Source organism: Methylobacterium organophilum (assembly GCF_022533465.1).
GTDB lineage: Bacteria > Pseudomonadota > Alphaproteobacteria > Rhizobiales > Beijerinckiaceae > Methylobacterium > Methylobacterium organophilum.
This window is the reverse complement of the sequence record NZ_CP092848.1, coordinates 3246878-3269259: the sequence shown is the minus strand read 5'-3', so window position 1 is coordinate 3269259 and position 22382 is coordinate 3246878. Positions and strand designations below refer to the sequence as shown.

The window sequence follows — 22382 nt, the reverse complement described above, 5'->3', positions numbered from 1 at the left end:
CTTGCCAAGTAAATCGGGCGTTGCTGGGGCAATCTGGTCAACGCTCTTGGTTGCTGCGATGTGCCAGCGCACGTGCCCGGCGCGGCGGCGCCTGCGCGAGGCGGATCCGTCCGCTCGGGCCGAGGCTGACTAGGACGCCCCGCAGGGTCCGGCGCAGGGCCCGTCCGTCTTCGAGGGCCGGAAGCAGCTCCGCGAGGACGAGCTGCTCCAGGCGCTCCAGGCGGCGCGGCACCGGATCCGGCTCCCCCGATGCCACGGCTTCGAGCGCCCGGTCGAACAGGCGGAGCAGGATCGCGGCGGGCTGGCCGCGCAGGACAGCCCCGTCGAGTTCGAGGCGGCCTTCGAGGGGACGGCCGGCGGGCTGCCGCTCCGCCCGGGCGAGCAGGGCCGCGGCGGCCGTGCCCAGGGCGGCCTCGTCGCGGGCGAGGCGCTCGGCGAGGCGCGCGAGGCGGCTCGTGCTCAGGCCCTCGGCTGCGAGGGCCGGCATCAGGGTCCGGAGGCGGGCGCGGCCGAAGCGGGGATCGCTGTTGGAGGGATCGCGCAGGAAGGGCAGCGCCCAGGCCTCGCAATAGGCCACGAGATCGGCCTTCGCGATCCCGAGGAAGGGCCGGCCCAGGCCGATCCCCTCTCCCGCTGCTGCCCGCAGCGGGGCCATGCCGGCGAGCCCGGCCGGGCCGCTTCCGGCGAGGAGGCGCATCAGCACCGTCTCGGCCTGGTCGTCGCGGGTATGGGCCGTGAGGACGAGATCCGCCCCGATCGCGGTGGCCTGGGCGAAGAGCAGGCGGTAGCGCGCGGCACGGGCCGCCGCCTGGAGGCCGCCGCCCTCTGGGGGATCCTCCCAGACCAGCACCCGGTGCGGCAGGCCGAGGCTCGCGGCGAGGCGCCCGACCGCCTCGGCCTCGGCCGCCGCTTCGGGCCGCAGGCGGTGATCGACGGTGGCGACGTGGAGTTCGGCCGTGCCGCGATGGCGGGCGGCGGCCTGGAGGAGCGCGGTCGAATCCGGGCCGCCGGAGACGGCGAGCAGGATCGTCCGGGTGGTCAGGAAGGGCGCGAGGGCGCGGGCGAGCCGGGCGTCGAGATCCGGCGCCGCGCCGTTCACGTCGTGCAGCGCGCGCGCTTCTGCTCGCGCTCGACGCCCTGGCGCACGCCGGCGCCGGCGCTCGGGAACTTGCGCTCGACCTCGGCCAGGGTGGCGCAGGCCTGGGCCTTGGCGCCGAGCGCGGCCAGCGAGGCGCCGAGCTTCATCATCGCCTCCGGCGCGACGGGCGAATTGGCGTAGTCGGTCGAGACCTTCAGGAACTGCTCGGCCGCCTCGCGGTTGCGGTTGCGCTGCAGGTAGCTCTCGCCGAGCCAGTAGGTCGCCCTGGCGACGAGCTTGTCGCGGGGATGCGACTGGATGAACTGGCGCAGGCTCATCTCCGCCTGCTCGTATTGACGCTCGCGCACCAGGGTCGAGGCCGCCTCGAAATCGGCTTCCGCGTCGCCGCTGCCCGTGGCGGCGACGCTGGCCTTGGGCGGCGGCGGGCTGATCGCGCCGGTGGTCGGCACCCGGGCCGGGGGCGGCGACAGATCGACCGGGCCGCCGAGGCCCGGCGGGGGCAGATCGCCCTCTTCGTGCTCCGCATCGGGATCGGGCAGGGCGCCCTGCGGCAGGGGCTCGGCCCGGGCCACGGGCGTGGTCTCCAGCGGGGCGGAGGGCGTGGTGGTGCCGAGCTGGCGCGGGGCGCCGGGGGCACCGGGGTTCTGGCCGGGGTCGAAGGCGTCGCCGCGCTTGCCGGGCCGGCCCTCGCCGGGATTGGTGCCGTAGGGGGCGCCCCCCGAAGGCGAGGCCGCCGGGGCCGGCCCCTTGCGCGCACCGCCGCCGCCTTTGCTCTCCTGGAAGCGGAACTCGACATCCTCCTGGAACTTGCGCAGCTGTTCCTTGAGGGAGCGGTTCTCGTATTGCAGCTGCTCGATCTGGCCCGAGAGCTGGCGGGAGACGTTCTCCAGCCGATTCAGGCGCACGATCAGATCGGCGGCATCCTGGGCCGAGGCGGGGCTCAGGCTCGCCCATCCGAGGCAGGTGGTCAGCAGCAGGCGGCGCAGCATGGGCATTGGCACCGTGGATCGTCCGGGAAGGCGGGGCGTCGACCCGTCGCCCCTGCCCTAGCAAATGCCCGCACCGCAGCAAACCCGGTGCGGGCGGGTCGTTTCGGCCTCGGTCGCCGAGGCTTCAGGAGCCGGCGCCGCCGTCGAGGACGCTCACCGCGCGGCGGTTCTGCGACCAGCAGGAGATGTCGTTGCAGACCGCGACCGGGCGCTCCTTGCCGTAGGAGACGGTGCGGATCCGGCTCGCGGCGATGCCGCGGGAGGCGAGGTAGTCGTTGACCGCCTGCGCGCGGCGGGCGCCGAGGGAGAAGTTGTACTCGCGCGTGCCGCGCTCGTCGGCATGGCCCTCGATCAGGAAGGTGTAGCGCGGGTAGCGCTGCAGCCAGGAGGCCTGCTTGTCGAGGGTGGCGGTGGCGGTGGGCGTCAGGTCGGAGGAGTCCGACTCGAAGAAGACGCGGTCGCCGACATTCACCACGAAGTCCTGCGGGCTGCCCGGACGGGCGGCACCGCCGTTGGCCCCGAAGGCGGAGGCGTCGGCGAGGTCCTTGTCGTTGGAGCAGGCGGCGACGCTGAGCGCGGCGCAGAGCGCGGCCGCCAGGGCCATCGCACGGGCATGCGCGGGTCTCGACATGGGCTTCAATCTCCTGGAGGCGGCGGGCGCCGGAGAGGGCCGCCCCGTCACGTGTCTTCGTCCGCGGATTTCTAGTCTTGCACGGTTAAGCGAAGGTTCCGTCAACCTTGACGGTGCGGTGCCATCGCCCACCGGCGCGCTTCGCGAAGTGTTCCCGCACACCACGGTGCCGCCGGTCGCTCCTGTTCGCCCGGCAATTGGGGCGAGGCCGCGGCGGGAGCGGTTCGGGCCGGACGAAGGCTCGGCATCGTTGCGCTGCGGCAACAGCGCGGATCTCAGGCCGCGCGCAGATCCGCGATGGCCCAGGTCGCTGCCTCCGCAGCCGCGACGGCGGCCTCGAGCGGCGCGGACAGGTCGCCGCCGCGCAGGCAGGCGCGTTCGAGATCGGCGCAGGCCTGCGAGAGCGGCAGGAAGCCGAGGGAGCCGCTGACCGAGACCAGGGCATGGGCATCGGAGGAGAGCTGCGCCGTGTCCCGCGCGGCCGGCCGCAGGCGCCCGGCGATCTCGTGATCGAGCCGGGCGAGCAGGTCCATCAGCTTCGTGCGGCCGAACAGCTCTTCCAGCTCCGCCACGACCTCCCCGTCGAACACCGCGCCCTCGCGACGCATCGTCTGCTCCCGATTCCCGAAAGTCGGACTCAGGCGCGCGGGGCATTGAGAAAGGCTTAACCAATCCAGGTTGTGATCGATAAAATCACCTGCCTGCGGATCGTCGCATGTCCCCGCTCGCCAACGTCCTCGTGGTCGAAGACAATTATCTCCTGCTGGAGATGCTGACGATGCTGTGCGAACGGGAGGGCATCGCCGTGCTCTCGGCCTCCAGCGGCGAGGCGGCCCTGACCATGCTGCGCAAGCGCGGGGCCGAGATCGACTGGCTGTTCACCGACATCAACCTGCCGGGCCTGATCGACGGCTGGATGGTGGCCGATGCCTATCGGGCGATCCATCCCGACCGTCCGGTGATCTACGCCTCCACCGCCGCCCGGATGGACCGGCGGCCGGTGCCCGGCAGCATCTATGTCCGCAAGCCTTTCCAGATCCGCGAGATCGTCGAGCTCGCCCGGATGATGGCCGGGGAGGCCCAAGCGCCAGTGCGCCTCAGCGCGGCGGGCTGAGGGCGAGACCCAACCCGATCCTTGCCAAGCGATTCCACCCAGCGATTCCACGCGACCACGTCGCATCCTGCAATCGAGGGGATGGCCTGCTCGGGGCCCGGTGCGGGCCGGCTCTTCTACCGGCCCGAGGCCATGATGGGGTTCGGCGTCAGGGGCGAGCGCTCCATGACCAGCAGGGTCGGCCGCGTCCCCGTGGCTTCCATCGCCTTGAAGACCGCCTGCAGCTCCTCGGACGCCGCGGCGCGCTGGGCATCCTCGACCGTGTCGAATTCCGTGAAGCTGATCGTGTTGGGGCTGCCGGCCAGGGAACGGTAGCCCATGAAGGAGATGGCTCCTGGCATGGACAGGACCCGATCCAGCAAGCCCTGAACCTGCTGCACATAGGCCTCGTCCAGAGTATCCGGTTCGAATCGGTCGTAGAGCAGGACGCCGTAGGCCATGCCACCCTCCCGTAATAGATTCGGTGATTTTGATTTGGCGCGTGAAATCTAATTTGAATAGATTTGATGCACAAGCTTGGCGATTGATTTTTGAGAATTGTCTCGGTCCGTGCGGCGTCGATACGAAGTCATTTGAAAGTGTTCGTCGGTATTGTTTTCACTTTCGCGCCTCTGGGCGGCGTGCCCGGTAGCCCGGCCCATCGTGCCGGTTTGCAAGAGCCGCTGGCGGGCAGGTCGCCCTCCCCTCGCCACCGGCCATGCGCTAAGCCTTCCCGGCGGCCGCCGGGGCCGCTCTGGCACAGGCGTGACCGTGACGAATCCCTATTCCGGCCTGCCGGATGCGCGCTTCTGGCGCCGGGCCGTGGCCGGGCCGGCGCCCTTCGCTCTCGACCCTGCCGGGATCGGACCCTTCCCGATCACCCGGGAGGACCGCATCGCCACCGGCGGCAGCTGCTTCGCGCAGAACGTCGCTCGCGCCCTGCGGGACACAGGCTTCCACTACCACGTCACCGAGACGGCCCCGGAAGGCCTGACCGAGGCGGAGGCGGCGCGGCGCCAGTTCGGTACCTATTCGGCCCGCTACGGCAACCTCTATCACACCCGCCAACTCGTTCAGCTCTTCGACCGCGCCTATGATGCCTTCGCGCCGGAAGAGGCCGCCTGGGTAAGGCCGGATGGCCGCTTCGTCGATCCCTTCCGCCCCACGATCGAGCCCGAAGGCTTCGCGGATGCGGGGGCGGTGGCGGAGGCCGCGCGGGTGCATCTCGCGGCCGTGCGGACCCTCTTCGAGACCCTCGATGTGTTCGTCTTCACCCTCGGGCTGACGGAGGGCTGGCGGGCGCGGGGGGACGGCGCCGCCTATCCCCTCGCCCCCGGCGTGGCGGGCGGTGCCTTCGACCCGGAGCGGTACGCCTTCGTGAACGCCACCGTCTCGGAGACGGTGGCCGATCTCGACGGCTTCCTCGAACGCCTGCGCGGGGTGAACGCCCGGGCCCGGGTGATCCTGACCGTCTCGCCGGTACCGCTGATCGCGACCTACGAGGACCGGCATGTGCTGGTCTCCAGCACCTATTCCAAGGCGGTGCTCCGGGCCGCGGCCGGCGAGGTCGCGCAGAAGCACGCCAACGTCGCCTATTTCCCGGCCTACGAGATCGTCACCGGCGGCCCGAATGCCGGCCGCTACTTCGAGGAGGACCTGCGCTCCGTGACGCCGGCCGGCATCGCCCATGTGATGCGGGTGTTCCTCGCCGCCTATGTCGAGGCGGCCGCCGCCCCGGCACCGGTCGCGCCCGCGGCGCCGGCGGAATTCGCGAGCGTGGCCGGGGTGATCTGTGACGAGGAGGAGATCGAACGGAGCCTCGGCTGATCGGCGGCACGGATCCGCGGTCCCGTCACGAGGGTTGGCACTCCGATCCTGCCTTCCGGAGCCGAGCCGTGCCGCGTGCCCGCCTTCTCGCCCTCGCCCTCTGCTGCGCAAGCTCTCCGGCACTCGCGCGGATCTCGACCCTGGATCTGACCTGCGCTCAGGCCCGCGGGCTGCTGATGCGGGAGGGCGCGGCGGTGCTCGGGACCGGCGGTCAGACCTACGACCGCTTCGTGCGCGACGCGAGCTTCTGCCAGCCGACGGAGGTGGGCCGACGCGCCTTCGTCCCGGCACGCGACACGCGGGCCTGCTTAATCGGCTACACCTGCTACGAGCCGAGCGCGAACGACCGCTTCGGGGATTACTGATACCGAAGCCGGCAGACGCAAAAACGCCCCGGCCTGGCGGGCCGGGGCGCTCTCCTGAAAAGATCGGGCGATTAGGCCGCCTGCTGGACCGAACCCTCGATCGCCGGCTGGCTCGAGGCTCGGCCGGAGGCGATCTGGATCTGGCGCGGCTTCTTGGCCTCCGGGATCTCGCGGACGAGATCGACGTGGAGAAGCCCGTTCTCGAGCGTGGCGCCGGTGACCTGGACATGGTCCGCAAGCTGGAACCGGCGCTCGAAGGCGCGCGCGGCGATGCCCTGATGCAGGACTTCCACCGACTTGTTCTCCACGGGCTTGCGCTCGCCCTTGATCGTCAGCGCATTCTCCTTGACCTCGATGGAGAGGTCGGACTCGGTGAAGCCGGCAACCGCGACGGTGACGCGGTAGGTGGTCTCGCCGGTGCGCTCAATGTTGTAGGGCGGGTAGGTCGGTGCCTGCTCCGCGCTCACGAAGCCGTCGAGGGCGGCGAACAGCCGATCGAAGCCGACGGTGGAGCGATAGAGGGGAGCGAGGTCGAACTGACGCATGACATATCCTCCGTAAGAAGCAACATGTATCGAAGCTGGTCCGCCCTCGGGCCGGACCGTCGCGCCGCCGTATCGGCCGGCGCGTTGCTGATATCGGTCCGGGGAAAGACCTCCGCAAGAGCTTGGTGGCGTCTTCGGACGAAGTTTTTTCGCTTCCCCAATCCCTGCCTTCCCGTCCGGATCCGCCGCCGATGCTGACCTTGAGATCGACGCCCGACAATCCCGTACCGCCGGGCGGCACGCTGGTGCCGGTGCGGACGGCGGATGGTGTGTCGTTGCGGGCCGCGACCTGGCGGCCGACCACCCGCACCATCAAGGGAACCGTCTGCCTGCTGCAGGGCCGAGCCGAGTTCATCGAGAAATACTACGAGACGATCGCCGACCTGCGCCGCCGCGGTTTCTGCGTGGTGGCCTTCGACTGGCGCGGCCAGGGGGAATCGGGCCGGCAGGTGCGCGACCCCCACAAGGGGCATGTCCGCCGCTTCTCCGATTTCCGGCGCGACCTGACGGCGATCGAGGAGGCGGTTCTGGTGCCGCTCATGCCCGAGCCGTATTTCTGCCTGGCCCATTCCATGGGGGGCGCCGTGGCCCTGACCGGCGCCCTGGAGGGGTGGCTCCCGTTCAAGCGGCTCGTCACCGTGGCGCCGATGCTGTCGATCCGGATGGTGCGCTGGCCGACGGTCGCCGCTGTGCTCTCCCGCGGGCTGCATCGCCTCGGTTTCGGCCGCTGCTACATCCCGCTCGGCGGCCCCACCTCGATCGCGACGAAGCCCTTTGCCGGCAACCGCCTCTCGAGCGATCCGAAGCGCTATGCCCGCAACGCCGCGGCGGCGGCGAGCGTCGGCGCGGGCGCGGTGGGCGACCCGACCATCGCCTGGCTGGCCTCGGCCTTCCGGGCCATGCGGGTTTTGCGCGATCCCCGGGTGCCGCCGCGCATCACCCTGCCGGTGCTGGTGGTGGCGGCCGGCGCCGACCCGGTCTGCGGCACGCCGGTGACGGAGCGCTTCGCCAGCCGTCTCAAGGCCGGACATCTGATCGTGCTGCCGGGCGCCCGCCACGAGATCCTCACGGAATGCGACGCGATCCGCACCGATTTCTGGGCCGCCTTCGACGCCTTCATCCCCGGCAGCGAGGCCGCGGTGGAACGGCGGATGGAGCGGGTGGAGGCCTAAGGCCTCACGCCCTGCCGTTGAGCCGCGCCAGGGCCGCCTCGTGCAGGCGGCGGTTGCCGGCGGCGACGATGCGGCCGCCCCCCGTCGCCGGGCTGCCGTCCCAGGCGGTGACGATGCCGCCGGCGCCTTCCACGATCGGGATCAGGGCGACGATGTCGTAGGGCTTCAGCCCGGCCTCGACCACGAGGTCGATCTGGCCGGCGGCGAGCATGCAATAGGCGTAGCAATCGGCGCCGTAGCGCGACAGCCGCACCGCGTCCTCGACCGCGCGGAAGCCCTCCCGCTCCTCGCCCTCCGCGAAGAGCCGGGGATCGGTCGTCGCCAGGATCGCGTCCGCGAGGCGCTCGGTGATCCGGGCCTGCAGGCGGCGCTCTCCCTTGGGCGTGCGGACGCTGGCGGTCCGGCCGTCGCCGGTGAAACGCTCCTGGAGATAGGGCTGGTGCATCATGCCACGCACGGCCACGCCGTGATGGGTGAGCCCGATCAGGGTCCCCCAGGTCGGCAGCCCCGCGATGAAGGCACGGGTGCCGTCGATCGGGTCGAGCACCCAGACGCATTCCGCATCGGTGTTCTGGGCGCCGAACTCCTCGCCGAGGATGCCGTGGGTCGGGAAATGCGCGCGGATCATGTTGCGCATCACCGTCTCGGCGGCGCGGTCGGCCTCCGTGACCGGATCGAACGCGCCGGCCGAGCCCCGCGCCTTGTCGTCCATGCCGAAATGGCCGCGGAAGAAGGGCAGGATCGCTGCCCCGGACTGGGTCGCGAGATCCTCAACGAACCGGGCGAGATCGACGACGCTCATCGGATGGTCCCTGTCGCTTGACGGCGGCAGGAACGAAGGCTCTGCGGAAGCGCTCCCGTCAACCCGGCGAGGGTGACATTCGGCCCGCCGCGACCGGATCAGGCCGGCTCGGGAAGCGCCTGGCGCGGCGGCGTCGCCTCGACCGAGCGCGGGCCGGCTTCCGTGTCCGGTCCGACCGCCGAGCGGGTCGCCGCCAGCACGACCTCGATCGTGTCGCGCAGGGAGACCGTGTGCTCGTCCGCGCCGATCTCCCGGCGCCGGACCGAGTCGGACAGGATCGGATCGTCGAGCCGCCACAGGCCGACCGCGATCGGCACGCCGGGGACCCTCTGCTTCAGCCGGGCGACGAGGCGGCGGATATGGGTCGGCTCGCCACTGATCGCCAGCGAGACCACGCAGATCATCTTCACCGGGCCCGGCTCCCAATGGGCGATGTTGGCCCGCGCCACCTCGGCGAAGGGCACGATGCGGGTGCCGAAGCCGTGCTTGCGGAGGAGCTGCGCGACGATCGCCGTGCCCGGCTCGTCGAGGAAGCCGCGGCCGGCGATGCAGACCACCGCCCCGTCCCGGCGCCATTCCTCCGGCAGCGCCTCCGGATCGTTCTCGACCACCGGCTCGCCGTCACAGGAGGTGTCGCCGGCGCTGCCGGTGACGAGCCGGCGCGCGACGCCGGCGGGGGTGTTGGGCGCCCCGTCCGGCCGGTCCTCCAGATCCTCGATCAGGGCGGTGATGGAGGCGCGGATGTCGGCTTTCTGGTCGGGGGTCAGCACGCCGCGGGCGGCGTCCCGGGCGGCGAGTTCGAGCCCCTTCAGCACGACCTCGTCGTAATAGGCCGAGAGCGAGCATTCCCGCAGGATCAGCTCGGCATGTTCCTGCGCCTCCTCCGGGTCGTCGGCGAGCATGCGCTGGTAGAAGTTCTCCACCGGGGTCAGGGCCGGCCGGTCGCTGAACAGCACGTCGAGGAATTCGAGCCGGTCGACATGGCGGCCGAGCACGACGAGGCAGACGGTGAGCGGCGTCGAGAGCAGGAGGCCGACCGGTCCCCAGAGCCAGGTCCAGAACAGGGCCGAGATCAGCACCGCGAAGGGCGAGAGCCCGGTCGAGTGCCCGTAGACCAGGGGCTCGATGATCTGCCCGACCACGGGCTCGATCACCGCGAACAGGATGAGCGTGGCGATGACCATGCTCCAGCCGGGATCGACGGCGGCGGCGAGCGCGAGCGGCAGGATCGCGGAGAGGAAGGCCCCGATATACGGCACGAAGCGCATGACCGCGGAGAAGATGCCCCAGAGCACCGGGTTCGGCACACCGATGAACCAGAGCCCGACGCAGATCACCACGCCGAAGGCCGTGTTGAGGGCGAGCTGGCCGAGGAAGTAGCGGGACAGGCGCCGGGCCGCGTCGTCCATGGCCACGGTGGTGCGGTGCAGGTCGCTCGACCCGGCCAGCCGGATCAGCCGGTCGCGCAGGTCTTCCCGCTGCATCAGGATGAAGAGCAGCACCACGATCACGATGCCCGAGGTCGCCACCGGCTGCACCACCGGCGCGAGCACGGTGTTGGCGAGCTCGAAGGCGCTCGGCGGCCGGTCCTTCATCTCGACGAGGACGGGCTTGGGCGGCGGATTCGCGGCATCGCTGGGCTTCGGCGCGGGCTTCTGCTCCTTGTTCTCCTCGGGGCCCTGGTGGATCGCCCGGTTGATGTTGGTGATGTAGTCCATGGCGTGGCCGAGACTGCCCTGGCGCAGGTTCTCGATCTTCCGCTCGATCGTGTGCTGGTAGCGCGGCACGTCCCGCACGAGATCGGCCACCTGCACCCCGATCACGGTGGTGAGGGCGGCGATGATGCCGGTGGCCAGGATCACCGAGGCGATCACCGAGAGCAGCCGGCCGAGCTTCGCCTTGCGCAGCAGGTTCACCAGCGGCCCGAGTACGAAGGACAGGAGCACCGCGATGGCGATGGGGATCAGGACTTCCCGGCCGAGATAGAGCCCGGCGACGATCAGCGCTCCCACGATCAGCGAGGAGGCGAGCGGCCCCTTCGGCGTCTCGGCCGCCGGGATGCGGGTGGCACGGGGCGGGACGACGAGACCTTCTGCGCGGGGATTGGGCTTCATGGGGGGCGGCTACTCTCGACACGTCGTCCGGAACGGCTCCGCTTGGGCGCCGTTCGGTCGGGAAACCCCCAACCGCGCCAAAACGATCCCAGCCTGTATTCGTGATGCGAAAGCGTCCGGCTCAGGCGCCGCAGCAGGCTTCGACCGCGATTCCGGCCCGTTCCAGGCCCGCGCGCACCGCCCTCGCCGCGGTGAGGGCGCCGGGCGTGTCGCCATGCACGCAGACCGTGTCGATTCCGACCGGGAGCAGCTGGCCCGAGGCGGTGAGGACGCCTCCCTCCTCCACCATGCGCAGGACGCGGGCTGCGATCGCTTCGGCGTCATGGATGACGGCGCCAGGCGTCCCGCGGGGAGCGAGCTGGCCGTCCTCGGCATAGGCGCGGTCGGCGTAGATCTCGCGCAGGCTGCGCAGGCCGACCGACTCGGCCGCGCGCTCGGCGGCCAGGCCCGGCATCACCATGAGGGCGAGGCCGCGATCGACGCCGGCCACTGCCCGGGCGACGGCCTTGGCGATCTCCGGCTCCGCGTTGGCGAGATTGGCCAGGGCGCCATGCGCCTTCACGTAGCTGACCCGGTGGCCGGCCAGCGCGGCGCAGGCCTGCATCGCCCCGATCTGGTAGGCGACGTCCCGCTCGATCTCCCGCACCGGCTGGCGGATGACCTGGCGCCCGAAGCCGCGCAGATCGTGGAAGCCGGGATGCGCGCCGATAGCCACGCTGCGCGCCTTCGCGGCGGCGGCGGTCTCGACCATGATGGTGGGATCGCCGGCATGGAAGCCGCAGGCGATGCTGGCGGAGGTGACGACATCGAGGAGCGCCTCGTCCTCGCCGAGGCGCCAGGGGCCGTAGCCCTCGCCGAGGTCGGCGTTGAGGTCGATGCGGGCCGTGCTCATCGCTTCGCCCGCATGGATCTCGACGCCCCCTCCTCCGCCTCCGAATCGTCCGTCGCCTCCGTCTCGTCTCGGGGCTTGCCGCGCATCAGGACGCCGTAGCCCTCGTCCGCGTCGCCGATGAAGCGGATCCCCTCCCCTTCGAGCACCTTCCGAATCGAGGCCAGCGTCCTCTGGCGGGGCATCACCTGATCGCTCTCGATCATGTTGAGGGTGACGACGGAGACCGCCGCGCGACTCGCCAACACGCCCTGCGTCCATTTCAGGAGGCCGCGGCCGGCGCGGATCTGCGCGGAGGTGATGGTCGGTGTGGTCATGGGCGGGACATGGTCGAAACTGAAAGAATTTTCAAGTTTCGGGTTGGCGTGGCGCCAGGCTCGGCCTTATCCACACCCGCATCGCGACGCCGCCCCTCCTGGAAGCGGACGGCGTCGCTCTATCGGCGTGGGCCGGTTGGCACTCGGTTATCAACGGCCAGCGAAGCCCCGAGCGCAAATTTATGACACGCCCGCGTCTCCCCTCGGCCCCGTGCATCCGGTGCAGGCGCTGCGGACGTACCGGGAGAAGACAGGCATCGCCGCGAAGCTCGTGGTCGTGGGGCTCGTCTCCAACGGTTTCAGCATCGCCGATCCGGAGGATCCCGGCATGCTCGACGTGGTCGGCTTCGACACGGCGGCGCCGGCGCTGATCGCGGATTTCATCCGCGGTTGAATGACGAGAACGGACGGCGCCGGGTGAGAACCCCGGCGCCGTTTTCATGCGTCCGTACGAGAGGCATCTCGCCGCTCCGGACGCGCCGGGGCTTCTAGACCAGAACCGGCAGGGCCTCCTGGTCCTCCATCCCGAAGACGCGCCGGTAGCGCTCGATCTCGGCGGCCGGGCCCTGGGCCTTGGTGGGGTTGTCGGAGATCTTGACCGTGGGGCGGCCGTCGGCCTCGATCACCTTGCAGACGATGGAGATCGGATCGAGCCGTCCGTCCGGCACGAGGCCGCGGAAGTCGTTGGTGAGCAGGGTGCCCCAGCCGTAGCCGAGGCGCATGCGCCCGTGGAAATGGGCGTGGATCCGCTCGATGCCCTCGATGTCGAGGCCGTCGGAGAAGATCGCGAGCTTGCCCGCCGGGTCGCAGCCGCGGGCGCGCCAGAAGGCCATGGCCTCCTCGCCCCCGGCGATCGGCTCCTTCGAATCGATGCGGATGCCGGTCCAGGCGGTGAGCCAGTGGGGAGCGTTGGCGAGGAAGCCGCTGGTGCCGTAGGTGTCCGGCAGCGCCACCAGGAGGTTGCCTTCGTAGTCCTGCTGCCAGTCGGCCAGCACGGCGTAGGGTGCGCGGGCGAGCGCGGCATCGTCGTCGCCTGCGAGCGCCGCATAGACCATCGGCAGCTCGTGGGCGTTGGTGCCCACCGCCTCGACCTCGCGGCGCTGGGCGATGAGGCAGTTCGACGTGCCGAGAAACTTCGCGCCGAGGCCCTCGTTCATGGCCTGCACGCACCAGTCCTGCCACAGGAAGCCGTGGCGCCGCCGCGTGCCGAAATCGGCGATGGACAGGTCCGGCAGCCGGCGCAGGCGCTGGATCTTCTCCCAGACCCGGGTCATGGCCCTCGCATAGAGCACCTGCAGCTCGAAGCGGCCCATGTCGCGCAGGGTGGCACGGGAGCGCAGCTCGTTGAGGATGGCGAGGGCCGGCACCTCCCACATCGTGGTCTCGAGCCAGCGGCCGTGGAAGGTGAGGACGTATTGCCCGTCCCGCCGCGTCAGCTCGTAATCCGGCAGCTGGAAGGTCTCGAACCAGGCGACGAACTCCGCCGAGAACATCTGGCGCTTGCCGTAGAAGCTGTTGCCGCGCAGCCAAGTCGCCTCGCCGCGGCTGAGCCGGAGGGTGCGGGCGTGGTCGAGCTGCTCGCGCAACTGGCCCTCCTCGATCTCGTCGGCGATCCGGATCCGGCTGGTGCGGTTCTGGATGCCGAAGGTGACCGCGACCTCGGCATGCCGGCGCAGGATCGTCTGCGCCATCAGGAGCTTGTAGAAATCGGTGTCGAGGAGCGACCGCACGATCGGGTCGATGCGGAAATTGTGGTTGTAGACCCGCGTCGCGATGTCGAGCATCGATGCCGTCACGCCTCCCTCGGGCGCAGGGCCCTTCGGCGGCAGAGGCTCACGCGCCGCCCGCCCCTGTCAACCTTGGCGCTTACCCGCCGCCGCGGGCCCGGGGCGCCCTCAGCGCAGGGCTGCGGCGGCCGCGGCGGCCCGGCGGATCGCCTGGGCGTCGGGCGTGCCGGCCGGCACCACCCAGCTGCCGCCGACGCAGAGCACGGAGGGATGCGCGAGCCAGTCCGGCGCGGTGGCTTCGGTGATGCCGCCGGTCGGGCAGAAGCGGACGGCGCCGAACACGGCGGCGAGCGCCTTGAGCGCCTTGAGGCCGCCGGAGGCTTCCGCCGGGAAGAACTTGAAGCGGTCGAGCCCGTGGTCGAGGCCGCGCATGATGTCGGCGGCGTTGGCCACGCCCGGCAGGTAGGGCACGCTGCTGCGCTTGGCGGCATCGGTCAGCGGATCGGTCAGGCCGGGGCTGACGATGTACTGGGCGCCGGCCGAGAGGGCCGCGTCGAGATCCTTCGGATTGAGCACGGTGCCGGCGCCGACCACCGCGCCCTCGACCTTGGACATCTCGCGGATGACGTCGAGGGCGGCCGGCGTGCGCAGGGTCACCTCCAGGGCGGTGAGGCCGCCGCCGACCAGCGCCTCGGCGATGGGGGCGGCATGGGCCACGTCGTCGATCACCAGGACCGGGATCACGGGAACGGAGCGCATCAGCGCGTCGATGGTGCTCATGGCAATGTCCTCAGAGGCGGGCCCTCTCCCCCTTCGGGGAGGAGCGTGACCGGGATGTGTCGTGGGCGCTTCAGAGCCCGGCCGCGGCCAGCATGGCCGAGCCGCCCTGCTCGGCGCCGTCCGCGCCGCGGCGCATGAAGGCGAAGAGCTCGCGGCCGGTGCCGATCCCGTCCGGCGGCGGGGCGGCCAGAGGGCGCGCTTCCCACTCGGCCGGATCGACCTTGACCTCGAGCAGACCCTCCTCCGCCGAGAGCCGTACGATGTCGCCGTCGCGGAGGCGGGCGATGGGGCCGCCGCCGACGCCCTCCGGGCTCAGGTGGATCGCCGCCGGCACCTTGCCCGAGGCCCCCGACATGCGCCCGTCCGTCACCAGGGCGACCTTGTGGCCGCGGTCCTGCAGCACGCCGAGAGGCGGGGTGAGCTTGTGCAGCTCCGGCATGCCGTTGGCCTTCGGCCCCTGGAAGCGGACCACGACCACCACGTCGCGCTCCAGCTCCCCGGCCTTGAAGGCGGCCATGACCTCCTCCTGGTCGGAGAAGACGCGGGCCGGCGCCTCGATGGTGCGCCGCTCGGGATCGACCGCGCTGGTCTTGAAGGTGGCGCGGCCGAGATTGCCCCGGACGAGGCGCATGCCGCCGTCCTTCTGGAAGGGATTGGCCGGGCTGCGCAGCATCGCCTCGTCGAAGCTCTCCGCCGGGGCGTCCTCGAAGACGAGGTCGTCGCCCGACAGCTTCGGATCTTTCGCATGGTCGCGCAGCCGGGTGCCGGCGACCGTCAGGATGTCGTCGTGCAGCAGGCCCGCATCGATCAGGGAGGCGATGACGTAGGACATGCCGCCGGCGGCGTGGAAGTGGTTCACGTCCCCCGCCCCGTTCGGGTAGACGCGGGCGACCAGGGGCACCACCGCCGAGAGCCGGTCGAAATCCTCCCAGTCGATCACGATGCCCGCGGCCCGGGCGATGGCCGGCAGGTGGATGGCGTGGTTGGTCGAGCCGCCGGTGGCCAGGAGACCGACGATGGCATTGACGATCGCCTTCTCGTCGATGCAGCGGCCGAGCGGGCGGTAGTCGTTGCCGTTCCACCCGATCTCGGTGACGCGGTGGATCGCGGCGCGGGTCACCGCCTGGCGCAGCTTCGTGCCCGGGTTGATGAAGGAGGCGCCGGGCATGTGCAGGCCCATCACATCCATCATCATCTGGTTGGAATTGGCCGTGCCGTAGAAGGTGCAGGTGCCGGCCCCGTGATAGGAGGCGGACTCGCTCTCCAGAAGCTCGGCGCGGCCGACCTTGCCCTCGGCATAGAGCTGGCGGATGCGCTGCTTCTCCTTGTTGGCGAGCCCCGAGGGCATCGGCCCGCTCGGGATCAGGATCATCGGCAGGTGGCCGAAGCGCAGGGCTCCTATCAGCAGGCCGGGAACGATCTTGTCGCAGATGCCGAGCAGCACCGCGCTCTCGAACATGCCGTGGCTCAGGGCCACGGCGGTGGAGAGGGCGATGGTGTCGCGGGAGAACAGCGACAGCTCCATGCCGCGCTGGCCTTGCGTGACGCCGTCGCACATGGCGGGCGTACCGCCGGCGACCTGGGCGGTGGCGCCGACCTCGCGGGCGAAGAGCTTGATCTGCTCCGGATAGCGCCCGTAGGGCTGATGGGCCGAGAGCATGTCGTTGTAGGCGGTGACGATGCCGATATTCATGCCCTTGCCGGCGATGATCGCGGGCTTGTCGTCCCCGGAGGCGGCGAAGCCGTGGGCGAGGTTGCCGCAGGCGAGCATCGGCCGGTGCACGCCCTCGTCGCGCTCACGGGCGATCAGGTCGAGATAGGCCTGGCGGGTCGGCTTCGAGCGCGCGATCACGCGCTCGGTCACGGCGGCGATCTCGGGATGAAGCTCCGGCATGCGTGACGGCCTCGTTCGGATTCGGACGGTGCTGGCGCCCCGCAAGAACGGGGCCCGCCATGCCGCCTCTTAACATGGAGCGGTTCCAAAAGGGGATCCCGTCCGCCCGTGCGGGACCATCGGGCGCATGATATGGCGCGACCTCGACAAGCGCTCGTCCGCTCGCCATGTGGACGTCTCGCGAGCTTCCTGCAAACACAGATTGCAGATTCGACGCATCTCTGAATGTATTTTCAGTAGAATCATCGCGCAATAAAAAGTGTATGCGCGATCGAGATTGTGCGTCTTCTATGGATGGGTATGACTTGGCCTCGCTGAAGCGTCGCCACTCCAGTCGTGAAGGCTCGGGCACCGGGCTTGCGGCGGAATAGCCAACCGCCGCCGCCGAAAGGCTGAGCAGGCAGGCTGGAGAGGAGGTGAGTCCATGTGATCGGAATACCGATCCTGACCATCACCGTAACCAAAAACGCTACCGCGTGGTCTCTGACCATCACGGTAGCGCTCTGGTAATAGGCTCTTGAGCAGAGGGCCGACGGGGTGCCACCCGCCGGCCCTCACCACCAATCTAGTACAGTGCGGCCCGCTTGCAAATCTCCGCACGCATCGCGGAGCGTCCTCGCCTCACTCCGAGCGGGACGAGATCTCCGCCTCGACCTCCGCCGGGTCGAGAACGTAGCGCCGCGAGCAGAACTCGCAGGTGATGCCGATGCGGCCGTCATCAGCCACGAGGTCGCGCCGCTCCTGCGGGGAGAAGGAGCGGATCATGCCCATCACCCGCTCCCGCGAGCAGCGACAGGCCTCGATGATCGGCTGCGCCTCGAACACCCGCACTCCGCGCTCGTGGAAGAGCCGGTAGAGCAGCCGCTCGCTCGACACCGCCGGATCGACGAGTTCGTGATCGGCCACGGTGCCCACCAGGGAACGGGCCTCGACCCAGGCATCGTCCTCGGCAAGGCCCGCCTCGTCGAGGCGCGCATAGCCCTCCGGCGCATCGCCCGGCGGCAGATCGGCCTGGCGCATGCGTTCGGGCGAGGTCGGCAGGAACTGCACGAGCAGCCCCCCCGCGCGCCAGCGCGCCGCGCCCCCCTCCAGGGCTTCGGCCACGGCGAGGCGGACCTGCGTCGGGATCTGCTCCGACTGGCGGAAATACTGGTGGGCCGCCTCCTCCAGGTCCTGGCCCTCCAGGGCGACGACGCCCTGGTAGCGGCTCTGGGCGCTGCCCTGGTCGATGGTCATGGCGAGATGACCCTTGCCCATCAGGTCCGGCGCCCGGGCCCGCTCGCCGAGCGTCGCCACGGCCGCCGCGTCGAAGCGTGCGGTGGCGCGCAGGCGATCGGGGGCCTCGAAATCGACGACGATCATCTCGACCGGGCCGTCCGTCTTGGTCTGGAGCTGAAAGCGGCCCTGAAACTTCAGCGAGGCGCCGAGCAACGCCGTCAGGGCCGCCGCCTCGCCGAGCAGGCGCGCCACGGAATCGGGATAGCCGTGGCGCCGCAGGATGGTGTCGACGGAGGGGCCGAGCCGCACGGCGCGCCCGCGCACGTCGAGCGCCTCGACGGCGAAGGGCAGCACGGCATCGTCGCCGCCCTCGAAGGGGGCGACGGGTTCGCTGGGGCGGGTCTCGTGTCCGGAAGCCATGGAAACTCCGTGTCCGGCGCGAACAGGTTCGTCCGGGGCTTGAAACGGGGCCGCCACGCCGACCGCCCCCGCCCCGCTCGAGAGCGGGATAGCGGAGGGGGGCATGTGGGGGCAAATTCGGCGAAGCCCCGATATGGTGATCCCTCGCCGGTTCCGCGAGGGGAGCCCTCAGCCCTGGGCGTCGGCCTCCGCCAGCAGCCCGTCCACGAAGTCGGAGAGGCCGACCCGGCGGGTGCGCTTCAGGCGCTCGGCGGACAGAATGGCCTGAAGCGCCTTGAAGGCGTCCTGCAGGTCGTCGTTGACGAGGACGTAGTCGTACTCGGTCCAGCGCTGGATCTCGACCCGGGCATTGGCGAGGCGCTTCTCGATGGTCTCGGGCGAATCCTCGGCCCGGCGCTCCAGCCGGTGACGCAGTTCCGCGAAGCTCGGCGGCAGGATGAAGACCGTGACGACGTCGTCCTTGAGCTTGGAGCGGACCTGCCGCGTGCCCTGGTAGTCGATGTCGAAGATCATGTCCCGGCCGGCGGCGAGGGCCTTCTCCACGGGACGACGGGGCGTGCCGTAGAAATTGCCGTGCACCTCGGCCCATTCGAGCAGGTCGTCGCGGGCCCGCAGGTCCTGGAAGGCTTCCTGGTCGATGAAGTTGTAATGCTTGCCGTCGATCTCCGAGGGGCGGCGCTGGCGCGTCGTCACGGAGATCGACAGTTCGAGCCCCCAGCCGCCGTCATTGGCGATGGCCCGCGTCAGCGTCGTCTTGCCGGCGCCGGAGGGGGAGGACAGGATCAGGACCAGGCCGCGGCCCTTCACCTTGTCGCCGCGCAGGGGCGCGCCCGCAGACCCGCTCACCGCTTCACCCCACCCGTGTTCGTTGCATGCATCATCGGAAACATCGTCACTCGACGTTTTGAACCTGCTCGCGGAATTGCTCCACCACGGCCTTCAAGTCGAGTCCGATCCGCGAAAGGCTGATGTCGCCGGCCTTGGCGCAGAGGGTGTTCGATTCGCGGCCGAGCTCCTGGGCCAGGAAATCGAGCCGGCGGCCGATGGCGCCGCCCTTGGCCAGCAACTCGCGGGCGGCGTCGAGATGGGCGCGCAGCCGGTCGAGCTCCTCGCGGACATCGGCCTTGGCGGCGATCAGCACCGCCTCCTGGTGCAGCCGGTCGGGGTCGAGGCTGCCGCTCTCCGAAAGGGCCGCAACCGCGGCCGCCAGCCGGGCGCGCACCGCCTCCGGTTTGCGGGCGGGGTTCTCCTCGGCGGCCCGGGTCAGGCGCTCCATCTGCGCGATCTGGCCCTCGATCACCTCGCGCAGGGCCCGCCCCTCGGCCTGGCGAGCGGCCACCAGATCGGCAACCAGGCGCTCGGCGCCGGCGGCGAGGTCACGGGCCAGGATGTCGGGATCGGCGCCGGCTTCCTCCTCGGTCTCGATGACGCCGCGCACGGCGAGCAGGCCGTCGAGGGTGACGGGGCCGATCCCCGGCGGGAGCGGCACCCGCGCGGCGGCGGCGGCGAGGTCCGCGAGCAAGGCCTCGTTGACCCGCACCCGAGGGGTGGATTCGGGCTTGGACAGGGTCAGAGAGAGCTGGCACTGGCCGCGGGCGAGCGCCCTCTGCAGGGCGGCCCGGGCTGCCTCCCCGGCGCCGTCGAGGCCGCTCGGCACGCGCAGGCGGATGTCGAGCCCGCGCCCGTTCACGGAGCGGATCTCCCAGAGCCATTGCACCGGGCCGGTGCTGCCGGCGGCGCGGGCGAAGCCCGTCATGCTCGCGATCATGCGTCGATCCGTAACCTCTGAGGCGACCTGGCGCGCGGTATCACGTTTTCTCCGTCGCTGTCCCTAAGGGCGCTCGCCGTGGCCTGCGGGGGGAGATGCGTACACCCGGATGAGGGATCGGCCGGGACTGCGTTCGATCGGATGGCGCTCCTGTCGCGGAAGGCCCGTGCCGCGCCCGCTTCCCGGGTGAGCCGGCAGGCCCGCTATGCTAGGGCCGACCCATGACCACCCGCACCGCCACCGTGATCGGCTCCGGAGCCATCCTGCTCTGGTCGCTGCTCGCCCTGTTCACGGCCGCCTCCGGTGCGGTGCCGCCGTTCCAGCTCGCCGCCATGACCTTTCTGATCGGCGGTCTTCTCGGTTGCGCCAGCTGGATCGCCCGGCCCTCCGGGCTCTCGGCCCTGCGCCAACCCCTCGCGGTCTGGGCGCTGGGGATCGGCGGGCTGTTCGGCTACCACGCGCTCTATTTCGCGGCCCTGCGCCTCGCGCCGCCGGCGGAGGCCGGGCTCATCAACTATCTCTGGCCGCTCCTGATCGTGATGTTCTCCGCGCTGCTGTCGGGCGAGAGAGGCCTGCGCGCCGCCCATGTCGGCGGGGCCCTCCTCGGCCTCGCCGGGGTCGTCGCGCTGTTTCTCGGCCGCGGGACGCTGAGCTTCGAGGCGAGCGCCGTGCCGGGCTATCTCGCGGCCTTCGCCTGCGCCTTCGTCTGGTCGGGCTATTCGGTGCTGTCGCGCCGGGTCGGGGCGGTGCCGACGGACGCGGTGGCCGGCTTCTGCCTCGCCACGGCGGCGTTGAGCCTCGTCTGCCACCTCGCCTTCGAGCGCACGGTCTGGCCGGAGGGCTCGAGCCAATGGGCCGCGGTCGCGGCTCTGGGCCTCGGCCCGGTCGGGGCGGCGTTCTACCTCTGGGACATCGGCGTGAAGCGCGGTGACATCCGCCTCCTCGGCGTCGGCTCCTACGCCGCCCCGGTGTTCTCGACGCTGATCCTCGTCGCCGCCGGCTACGCCCCGGCGACTTGGCCGCTGGCGCTGGCCTGCGGGCTCATCGTGGCCGGTGCGCTGGTGGCGACGCGGGCCGGCGGGAGCCGCGAGGAGGCGGTCGCGGAAGGCGGGCGTTAGAGAATCTCGGTGACGGCGCCCGATCGGGCGGGGATGCGCTTCGTACCCCTGCCCGAGAACGCGGCCTGCCGTCACCGCCGAGAGCCGCCTCCGAAACCGGAGCCGCGCCCGATCCTATCGCAACGGTCTGCCGGATCAGGGATTCTTGAGCACCGGCACGGTCTTGGGCGAGCCCAGGTCGTAGGTCTTGTTGCGCAGGGGATCGAGCTTGGTGCCTTCGGAGGCGTCGAAGGCCTTCGGACGCGGGGCGTTCGGATCGGCCGGCGCGCCGTCATAGGCCATGGCCGAGTTGCCGCCCGGCGCGTAGGCCGGGGCGCGGCCCGGCGTCCCCGGCTGGGCCGCGGTCGGATCGGCGGTGTTGGGATCGACCTTGTCGACCGGGTTGGCGTCCGGCTGCTGAGCCTGCTGACGGGCCTTCTCGACCTGACGCCAACGGGTCACGTTGCGCTGGTGGGATTCGAGCGTGTCGGCGAAGGCGTGGCCGCCGGTGCCGTCCGCGACGAAGTAGAGGTCCTTGGTCCGCGAGGGATTGGCCACCGCCTCGAGGGCCGCGCGGCCCGGATTGGCGATGGGCCCCGGGGGCAGCCCCTCGATCACATAGGTGTTGTAGGGGGTCGCCCGCTCGATCTCGGAGCGCTGGATGCCGCGCCCGAGGGTGCCGCGGCCGCCGACGAGGCCGTAGACGATGGTCGGGTCGGATTGCAGGCGCATCCGCTTGTTCAGGCGGTTGATGAACACGCCGGCGACCCGCGGCCGCTCGTCCGCCCGGCCGGTCTCCTTCTCGACGATCGAGGCCAGGGTGACCATCTCCGCCGGGGTGCGGATCGGGATCTCGTTGTTCCGGCGCATCCAGATCTGGTTGAGCACCTCGCGCTGCTTGGTGCGCATCAGGTTGAGGATCTGCTGGCGGGTGGCGCCGCGCTCGAACTTGTAGGTGTCGGGCAGCAGCGAACCTTCCGGCGGGATCTCCGCGATCTCGCCGGAGAGCACGTCGTTGTCGTTGAGCCGCACCACGATCTGCTCGGAAGTGAGCCCCTCGGGGAAGGTGATCGAGTGCTGGACCTGCCGCCCGTTCACCAGCGTGTCGATGGCGTCGGTGATGCTGGCATGGGCCTTGAAATTGTACTCGCCATGCTTGAGCGGGCCCTTGCCGCCGAAGCGGGCCGCGAACTCGAACAGGGCGACGTGGTCGATCACGCCCTCCCGCTGCAGGATCTCGGCGATTTCGCTGGTGCCGCTGCGGTTGGGGATGACGACGACCTTGTCGTTCGCCAGCGGCCCGGGCTCATGCGTCTGCCGGTTGAACAGCGTCAGCGCGATCATGGCGCCGATGGCGGCCACGACGAACAGCGTGAAGAAGCCGCTGAGCCGCGCGAGCAGCCCGCCGCGGCTGCGCTCCGGTTTCTCCGGGGGCGGCGGGGCCGCGGTGGGCTTGATCGCCTCGCTCGGCGAGCGCGGGGAGAGGCGGCCGGGCAGCGCAGGCTCGTCCGAGGCGGTCGGCGTCGGCGGCGGCGTGGTGCGTCTGCGGAAGAGCATCGGGATCCTGTCGAGAGCCGAGGCGGCGTCGGTCGGCGGCGCGCACCGCATGGGCCGGGCGCCGAGAGCCTATCCAAT

23 protein-coding genes are annotated in these 22382 nt (G+C 70.8%); 6 read left to right on the top strand and 17 right to left on the bottom strand.

Annotated features, from left to right (window positions below; genetic code table 11):
• Window positions 1-37 precede the first annotated feature (37 nt).
• The 4 genes from tilS to MMB17_RS15235 form a co-directional block, all read right to left on the bottom strand.
• On the bottom strand, window positions 38-1099 hold the full coding sequence (gene tilS, locus MMB17_RS15250) for a tRNA lysidine(34) synthetase TilS (protein ID WP_241099368.1): 1062 nt from the start codon (window positions 1097-1099) through the stop codon (window positions 38-40).
• On the bottom strand, window positions 1096-2088 hold the full coding sequence (ybgF, locus tag MMB17_RS15245; protein WP_241099362.1) for a tol-pal system protein YbgF: 993 nt from the start codon (window positions 2086-2088) through the stop codon (window positions 1096-1098). Before ybgF ends, tilS begins: the two co-directional genes overlap by 4 nt.
• Window positions 2089-2212: 124 nt before the next feature.
• Window positions 2213-2719, bottom strand: coding sequence for a peptidoglycan-associated lipoprotein Pal (gene pal / locus MMB17_RS15240; protein WP_238312355.1), 507 nt, complete (start codon window positions 2717-2719; stop codon window positions 2213-2215).
• A 275-nt stretch (window positions 2720-2994) separates the two neighbouring features.
• Complete coding sequence (locus MMB17_RS15235) at window positions 2995-3327, bottom strand: Hpt domain-containing protein (RefSeq protein ID WP_241099361.1); 333 nt, start codon at window positions 3325-3327, stop codon at window positions 2995-2997.
• Window positions 3328-3434: 107 nt separating this feature from the next.
• Between MMB17_RS15235 and MMB17_RS15230 the strand changes: the two genes are divergently transcribed.
• Window positions 3435-3833: a response regulator gene (locus tag MMB17_RS15230; RefSeq protein WP_241099357.1), complete on the top strand. Its 399-nt coding sequence runs from the start codon at window positions 3435-3437 to the stop codon at window positions 3831-3833.
• Window positions 3834-3949: 116 nt separating this feature from the next.
• Here MMB17_RS15230 and MMB17_RS15225 read toward each other — a convergent pair whose 3' ends face one another.
• A complete protein-coding gene (locus MMB17_RS15225) occupies window positions 3950-4273 on the bottom strand; it encodes a hypothetical protein (protein WP_241099355.1) in 324 nt (107 codons plus the stop codon).
• 310 nt (window positions 4274-4583) lie between these two features.
• Here MMB17_RS15225 and MMB17_RS15220 point away from each other — a divergent pair, with 310 nt between their 5' ends.
• Together MMB17_RS15220 and MMB17_RS15215 are read left to right on the top strand one after the other, a co-directional pair.
• Entirely contained in the window at window positions 4584-5639 is a 1056-nt protein-coding gene (locus MMB17_RS15220) for a GSCFA domain-containing protein (protein ID WP_420847378.1), read from the top strand.
• 68 nt (window positions 5640-5707) lie between these two features.
• On the top strand, window positions 5708-6004 hold the full coding sequence (locus MMB17_RS15215) for a hypothetical protein (RefSeq protein WP_241099351.1): 297 nt from the start codon (window positions 5708-5710) through the stop codon (window positions 6002-6004).
• A 71-nt stretch (window positions 6005-6075) separates the two neighbouring features.
• Here the strand turns inward: MMB17_RS15215 and MMB17_RS15210 are convergent, their stop codons facing one another.
• Entirely contained in the window at window positions 6076-6549 is a 474-nt protein-coding gene (locus tag MMB17_RS15210; RefSeq protein ID WP_238312361.1) for an Hsp20 family protein, read from the bottom strand.
• A 191-nt stretch (window positions 6550-6740) separates the two neighbouring features.
• On the opposite strand from MMB17_RS15210, the gene MMB17_RS15205 reads away from it, so the two are divergent.
• On the top strand, window positions 6741-7721 hold the full coding sequence (locus MMB17_RS15205) for an alpha/beta fold hydrolase (RefSeq protein WP_241099349.1): 981 nt from the start codon (window positions 6741-6743) through the stop codon (window positions 7719-7721).
• 4 nt (window positions 7722-7725) lie between these two features.
• Here the strand turns inward: MMB17_RS15205 and hisN are convergent, their stop codons facing one another.
• The 4 genes from hisN to MMB17_RS15185 form a co-directional block, all read right to left on the bottom strand.
• On the bottom strand, window positions 7726-8523 hold the full coding sequence (gene hisN / locus MMB17_RS15200) for a histidinol-phosphatase (RefSeq protein ID WP_241099348.1): 798 nt from the start codon (window positions 8521-8523) through the stop codon (window positions 7726-7728).
• 98 nt (window positions 8524-8621) lie between these two features.
• Entirely contained in the window at window positions 8622-10637 is a 2016-nt protein-coding gene (locus tag MMB17_RS15195; protein WP_241099347.1) for an AI-2E family transporter, read from the bottom strand.
• A 121-nt stretch (window positions 10638-10758) separates the two neighbouring features.
• Window positions 10759-11529 (bottom strand): LamB/YcsF family protein, encoded by a 771-nt coding sequence (locus MMB17_RS15190; protein ID WP_241099345.1) that lies wholly within the window; start codon window positions 11527-11529, stop codon window positions 10759-10761.
• Window positions 11526-11843 (bottom strand): helix-turn-helix domain-containing protein, encoded by a 318-nt coding sequence (locus MMB17_RS15185; RefSeq protein WP_241099344.1) that lies wholly within the window; start codon window positions 11841-11843, stop codon window positions 11526-11528. Before MMB17_RS15185 ends, MMB17_RS15190 begins: the two co-directional genes overlap by 4 nt.
• Between MMB17_RS15185 and MMB17_RS15180 the strand changes: the two genes are divergently transcribed.
• Window positions 11827-12237, top strand: a complete 411-nt coding sequence (locus MMB17_RS15180) for a hypothetical protein (RefSeq protein ID WP_241099343.1) — start codon at window positions 11827-11829, stop codon at window positions 12235-12237. The two genes, MMB17_RS15185 and MMB17_RS15180, sit on opposite strands and share 17 nt — an antisense overlap.
• Window positions 12238-12331: 94 nt before the next feature.
• On the opposite strand, the gene MMB17_RS15175 is transcribed toward MMB17_RS15180, so the two are convergent.
• The 6 genes from MMB17_RS15175 to MMB17_RS15150 form a co-directional block, all read right to left on the bottom strand.
• On the bottom strand, window positions 12332-13627 hold the full coding sequence (locus MMB17_RS15175; RefSeq protein ID WP_241102209.1) for a nicotinate phosphoribosyltransferase: 1296 nt from the start codon (window positions 13625-13627) through the stop codon (window positions 12332-12334).
• Between the two features lie 111 nt (window positions 13628-13738).
• Window positions 13739-14350: a bifunctional 4-hydroxy-2-oxoglutarate aldolase/2-dehydro-3-deoxy-phosphogluconate aldolase gene (gene eda / locus MMB17_RS15170; protein WP_241099341.1), complete on the bottom strand. Its 612-nt coding sequence runs from the start codon at window positions 14348-14350 to the stop codon at window positions 13739-13741.
• A gap of 70 nt (window positions 14351-14420) precedes the next feature.
• The gene (gene edd / locus MMB17_RS15165) at window positions 14421-16244 is read right to left on the bottom strand and encodes a phosphogluconate dehydratase (protein ID WP_238312369.1); all 1824 of its coding nucleotides are present in this window, start codon (window positions 16242-16244) and stop codon (window positions 14421-14423) included.
• Window positions 16245-16865: 621 nt separating this feature from the next.
• Window positions 16866-17882: an Hsp33 family molecular chaperone gene (locus MMB17_RS15160; protein WP_241099340.1), complete on the bottom strand. Its 1017-nt coding sequence runs from the start codon at window positions 17880-17882 to the stop codon at window positions 16866-16868.
• Between the two features lie 168 nt (window positions 17883-18050).
• Window positions 18051-18728 (bottom strand): guanylate kinase, encoded by a 678-nt coding sequence (gmk, locus tag MMB17_RS15155; RefSeq protein WP_238312371.1) that lies wholly within the window; start codon window positions 18726-18728, stop codon window positions 18051-18053.
• A 46-nt stretch (window positions 18729-18774) separates the two neighbouring features.
• Window positions 18775-19650 carry a YicC/YloC family endoribonuclease gene (locus MMB17_RS15150; protein WP_238312372.1) on the bottom strand — a complete coding sequence of 292 codons (876 nt, stop codon included), beginning with the start codon at window positions 19648-19650 and terminating at the stop codon, window positions 18775-18777.
• Window positions 19651-19871: 221 nt separating this feature from the next.
• On the opposite strand from MMB17_RS15150, the gene yddG reads away from it, so the two are divergent.
• Complete coding sequence (yddG, locus tag MMB17_RS15145) at window positions 19872-20768, top strand: aromatic amino acid exporter YddG (RefSeq protein WP_241099339.1); 897 nt, start codon at window positions 19872-19874, stop codon at window positions 20766-20768.
• A gap of 135 nt (window positions 20769-20903) precedes the next feature.
• On the opposite strand, the gene mltG is transcribed toward yddG, so the two are convergent.
• On the bottom strand, window positions 20904-22304 hold the full coding sequence (gene mltG / locus MMB17_RS15140; RefSeq protein ID WP_241099335.1) for an endolytic transglycosylase MltG: 1401 nt from the start codon (window positions 22302-22304) through the stop codon (window positions 20904-20906).
• Window positions 22305-22382 lie beyond the last annotated feature (78 nt).

What these genes read in the sequence shown, in the direction of transcription:
- eda (WP_241099341.1), bottom strand. Translation starts at nt 14,350, where the DNA reads ATGAGCACCATCGACGCGCTGATGCGCTCCGTTCCCGTGATCCCGGTC.
- MMB17_RS15190 (WP_241099345.1), bottom strand. Translation starts at nt 11,529, where the DNA reads ATGAGCACGGCCCGCATCGACCTCAACGCCGACCTCGGCGAGGGCTAC.
- MMB17_RS15230 (WP_241099357.1), top strand. Translation starts at nt 3,435, where the DNA reads ATGTCCCCGCTCGCCAACGTCCTCGTGGTCGAAGACAATTATCTCCTG.
- MMB17_RS15235 (WP_241099361.1), bottom strand. Translation starts at nt 3,327, where the DNA reads ATGCGTCGCGAGGGCGCGGTGTTCGACGGGGAGGTCGTGGCGGAGCTG.
- MMB17_RS15175 (WP_241102209.1), bottom strand. Translation starts at nt 13,627, where the DNA reads ATGCTCGACATCGCGACGCGGGTCTACAACCACAATTTCCGCATCGAC.
- MMB17_RS15185 (WP_241099344.1), bottom strand. Translation starts at nt 11,843, where the DNA reads ATGACCACACCGACCATCACCTCCGCGCAGATCCGCGCCGGCCGCGGC.
- mltG (WP_241099335.1), bottom strand. Translation starts at nt 22,304, where the DNA reads ATGCTCTTCCGCAGACGCACCACGCCGCCGCCGACGCCGACCGCCTCG.
- pal (WP_238312355.1), bottom strand. Translation starts at nt 2,719, where the DNA reads ATGTCGAGACCCGCGCATGCCCGTGCGATGGCCCTGGCGGCCGCGCTC.
- MMB17_RS15195 (WP_241099347.1), bottom strand. Translation starts at nt 10,637, where the DNA reads ATGAAGCCCAATCCCCGCGCAGAAGGTCTCGTCGTCCCGCCCCGTGCC.
- MMB17_RS15225 (WP_241099355.1), bottom strand. Translation starts at nt 4,273, where the DNA reads ATGGCCTACGGCGTCCTGCTCTACGACCGATTCGAACCGGATACTCTG.
- MMB17_RS15180 (WP_241099343.1), top strand. Translation starts at nt 11,827, where the DNA reads ATGGTCGGTGTGGTCATGGGCGGGACATGGTCGAAACTGAAAGAATTT.
- ybgF (WP_241099362.1), bottom strand. Translation starts at nt 2,088, where the DNA reads ATGCTGCGCCGCCTGCTGCTGACCACCTGCCTCGGATGGGCGAGCCTG.
- MMB17_RS15205 (WP_241099349.1), top strand. Translation starts at nt 6,741, where the DNA reads ATGCTGACCTTGAGATCGACGCCCGACAATCCCGTACCGCCGGGCGGC.
- edd (WP_238312369.1), bottom strand. Translation starts at nt 16,244, where the DNA reads ATGCCGGAGCTTCATCCCGAGATCGCCGCCGTGACCGAGCGCGTGATC.
- MMB17_RS15160 (WP_241099340.1), bottom strand. Translation starts at nt 17,882, where the DNA reads ATGGCTTCCGGACACGAGACCCGCCCCAGCGAACCCGTCGCCCCCTTC.
- hisN (WP_241099348.1), bottom strand. Translation starts at nt 8,523, where the DNA reads ATGAGCGTCGTCGATCTCGCCCGGTTCGTTGAGGATCTCGCGACCCAG.
- MMB17_RS15210 (WP_238312361.1), bottom strand. Translation starts at nt 6,549, where the DNA reads ATGCGTCAGTTCGACCTCGCTCCCCTCTATCGCTCCACCGTCGGCTTC.
- MMB17_RS15150 (WP_238312372.1), bottom strand. Translation starts at nt 19,650, where the DNA reads ATGATCGCGAGCATGACGGGCTTCGCCCGCGCCGCCGGCAGCACCGGC.
- yddG (WP_241099339.1), top strand. Translation starts at nt 19,872, where the DNA reads ATGACCACCCGCACCGCCACCGTGATCGGCTCCGGAGCCATCCTGCTC.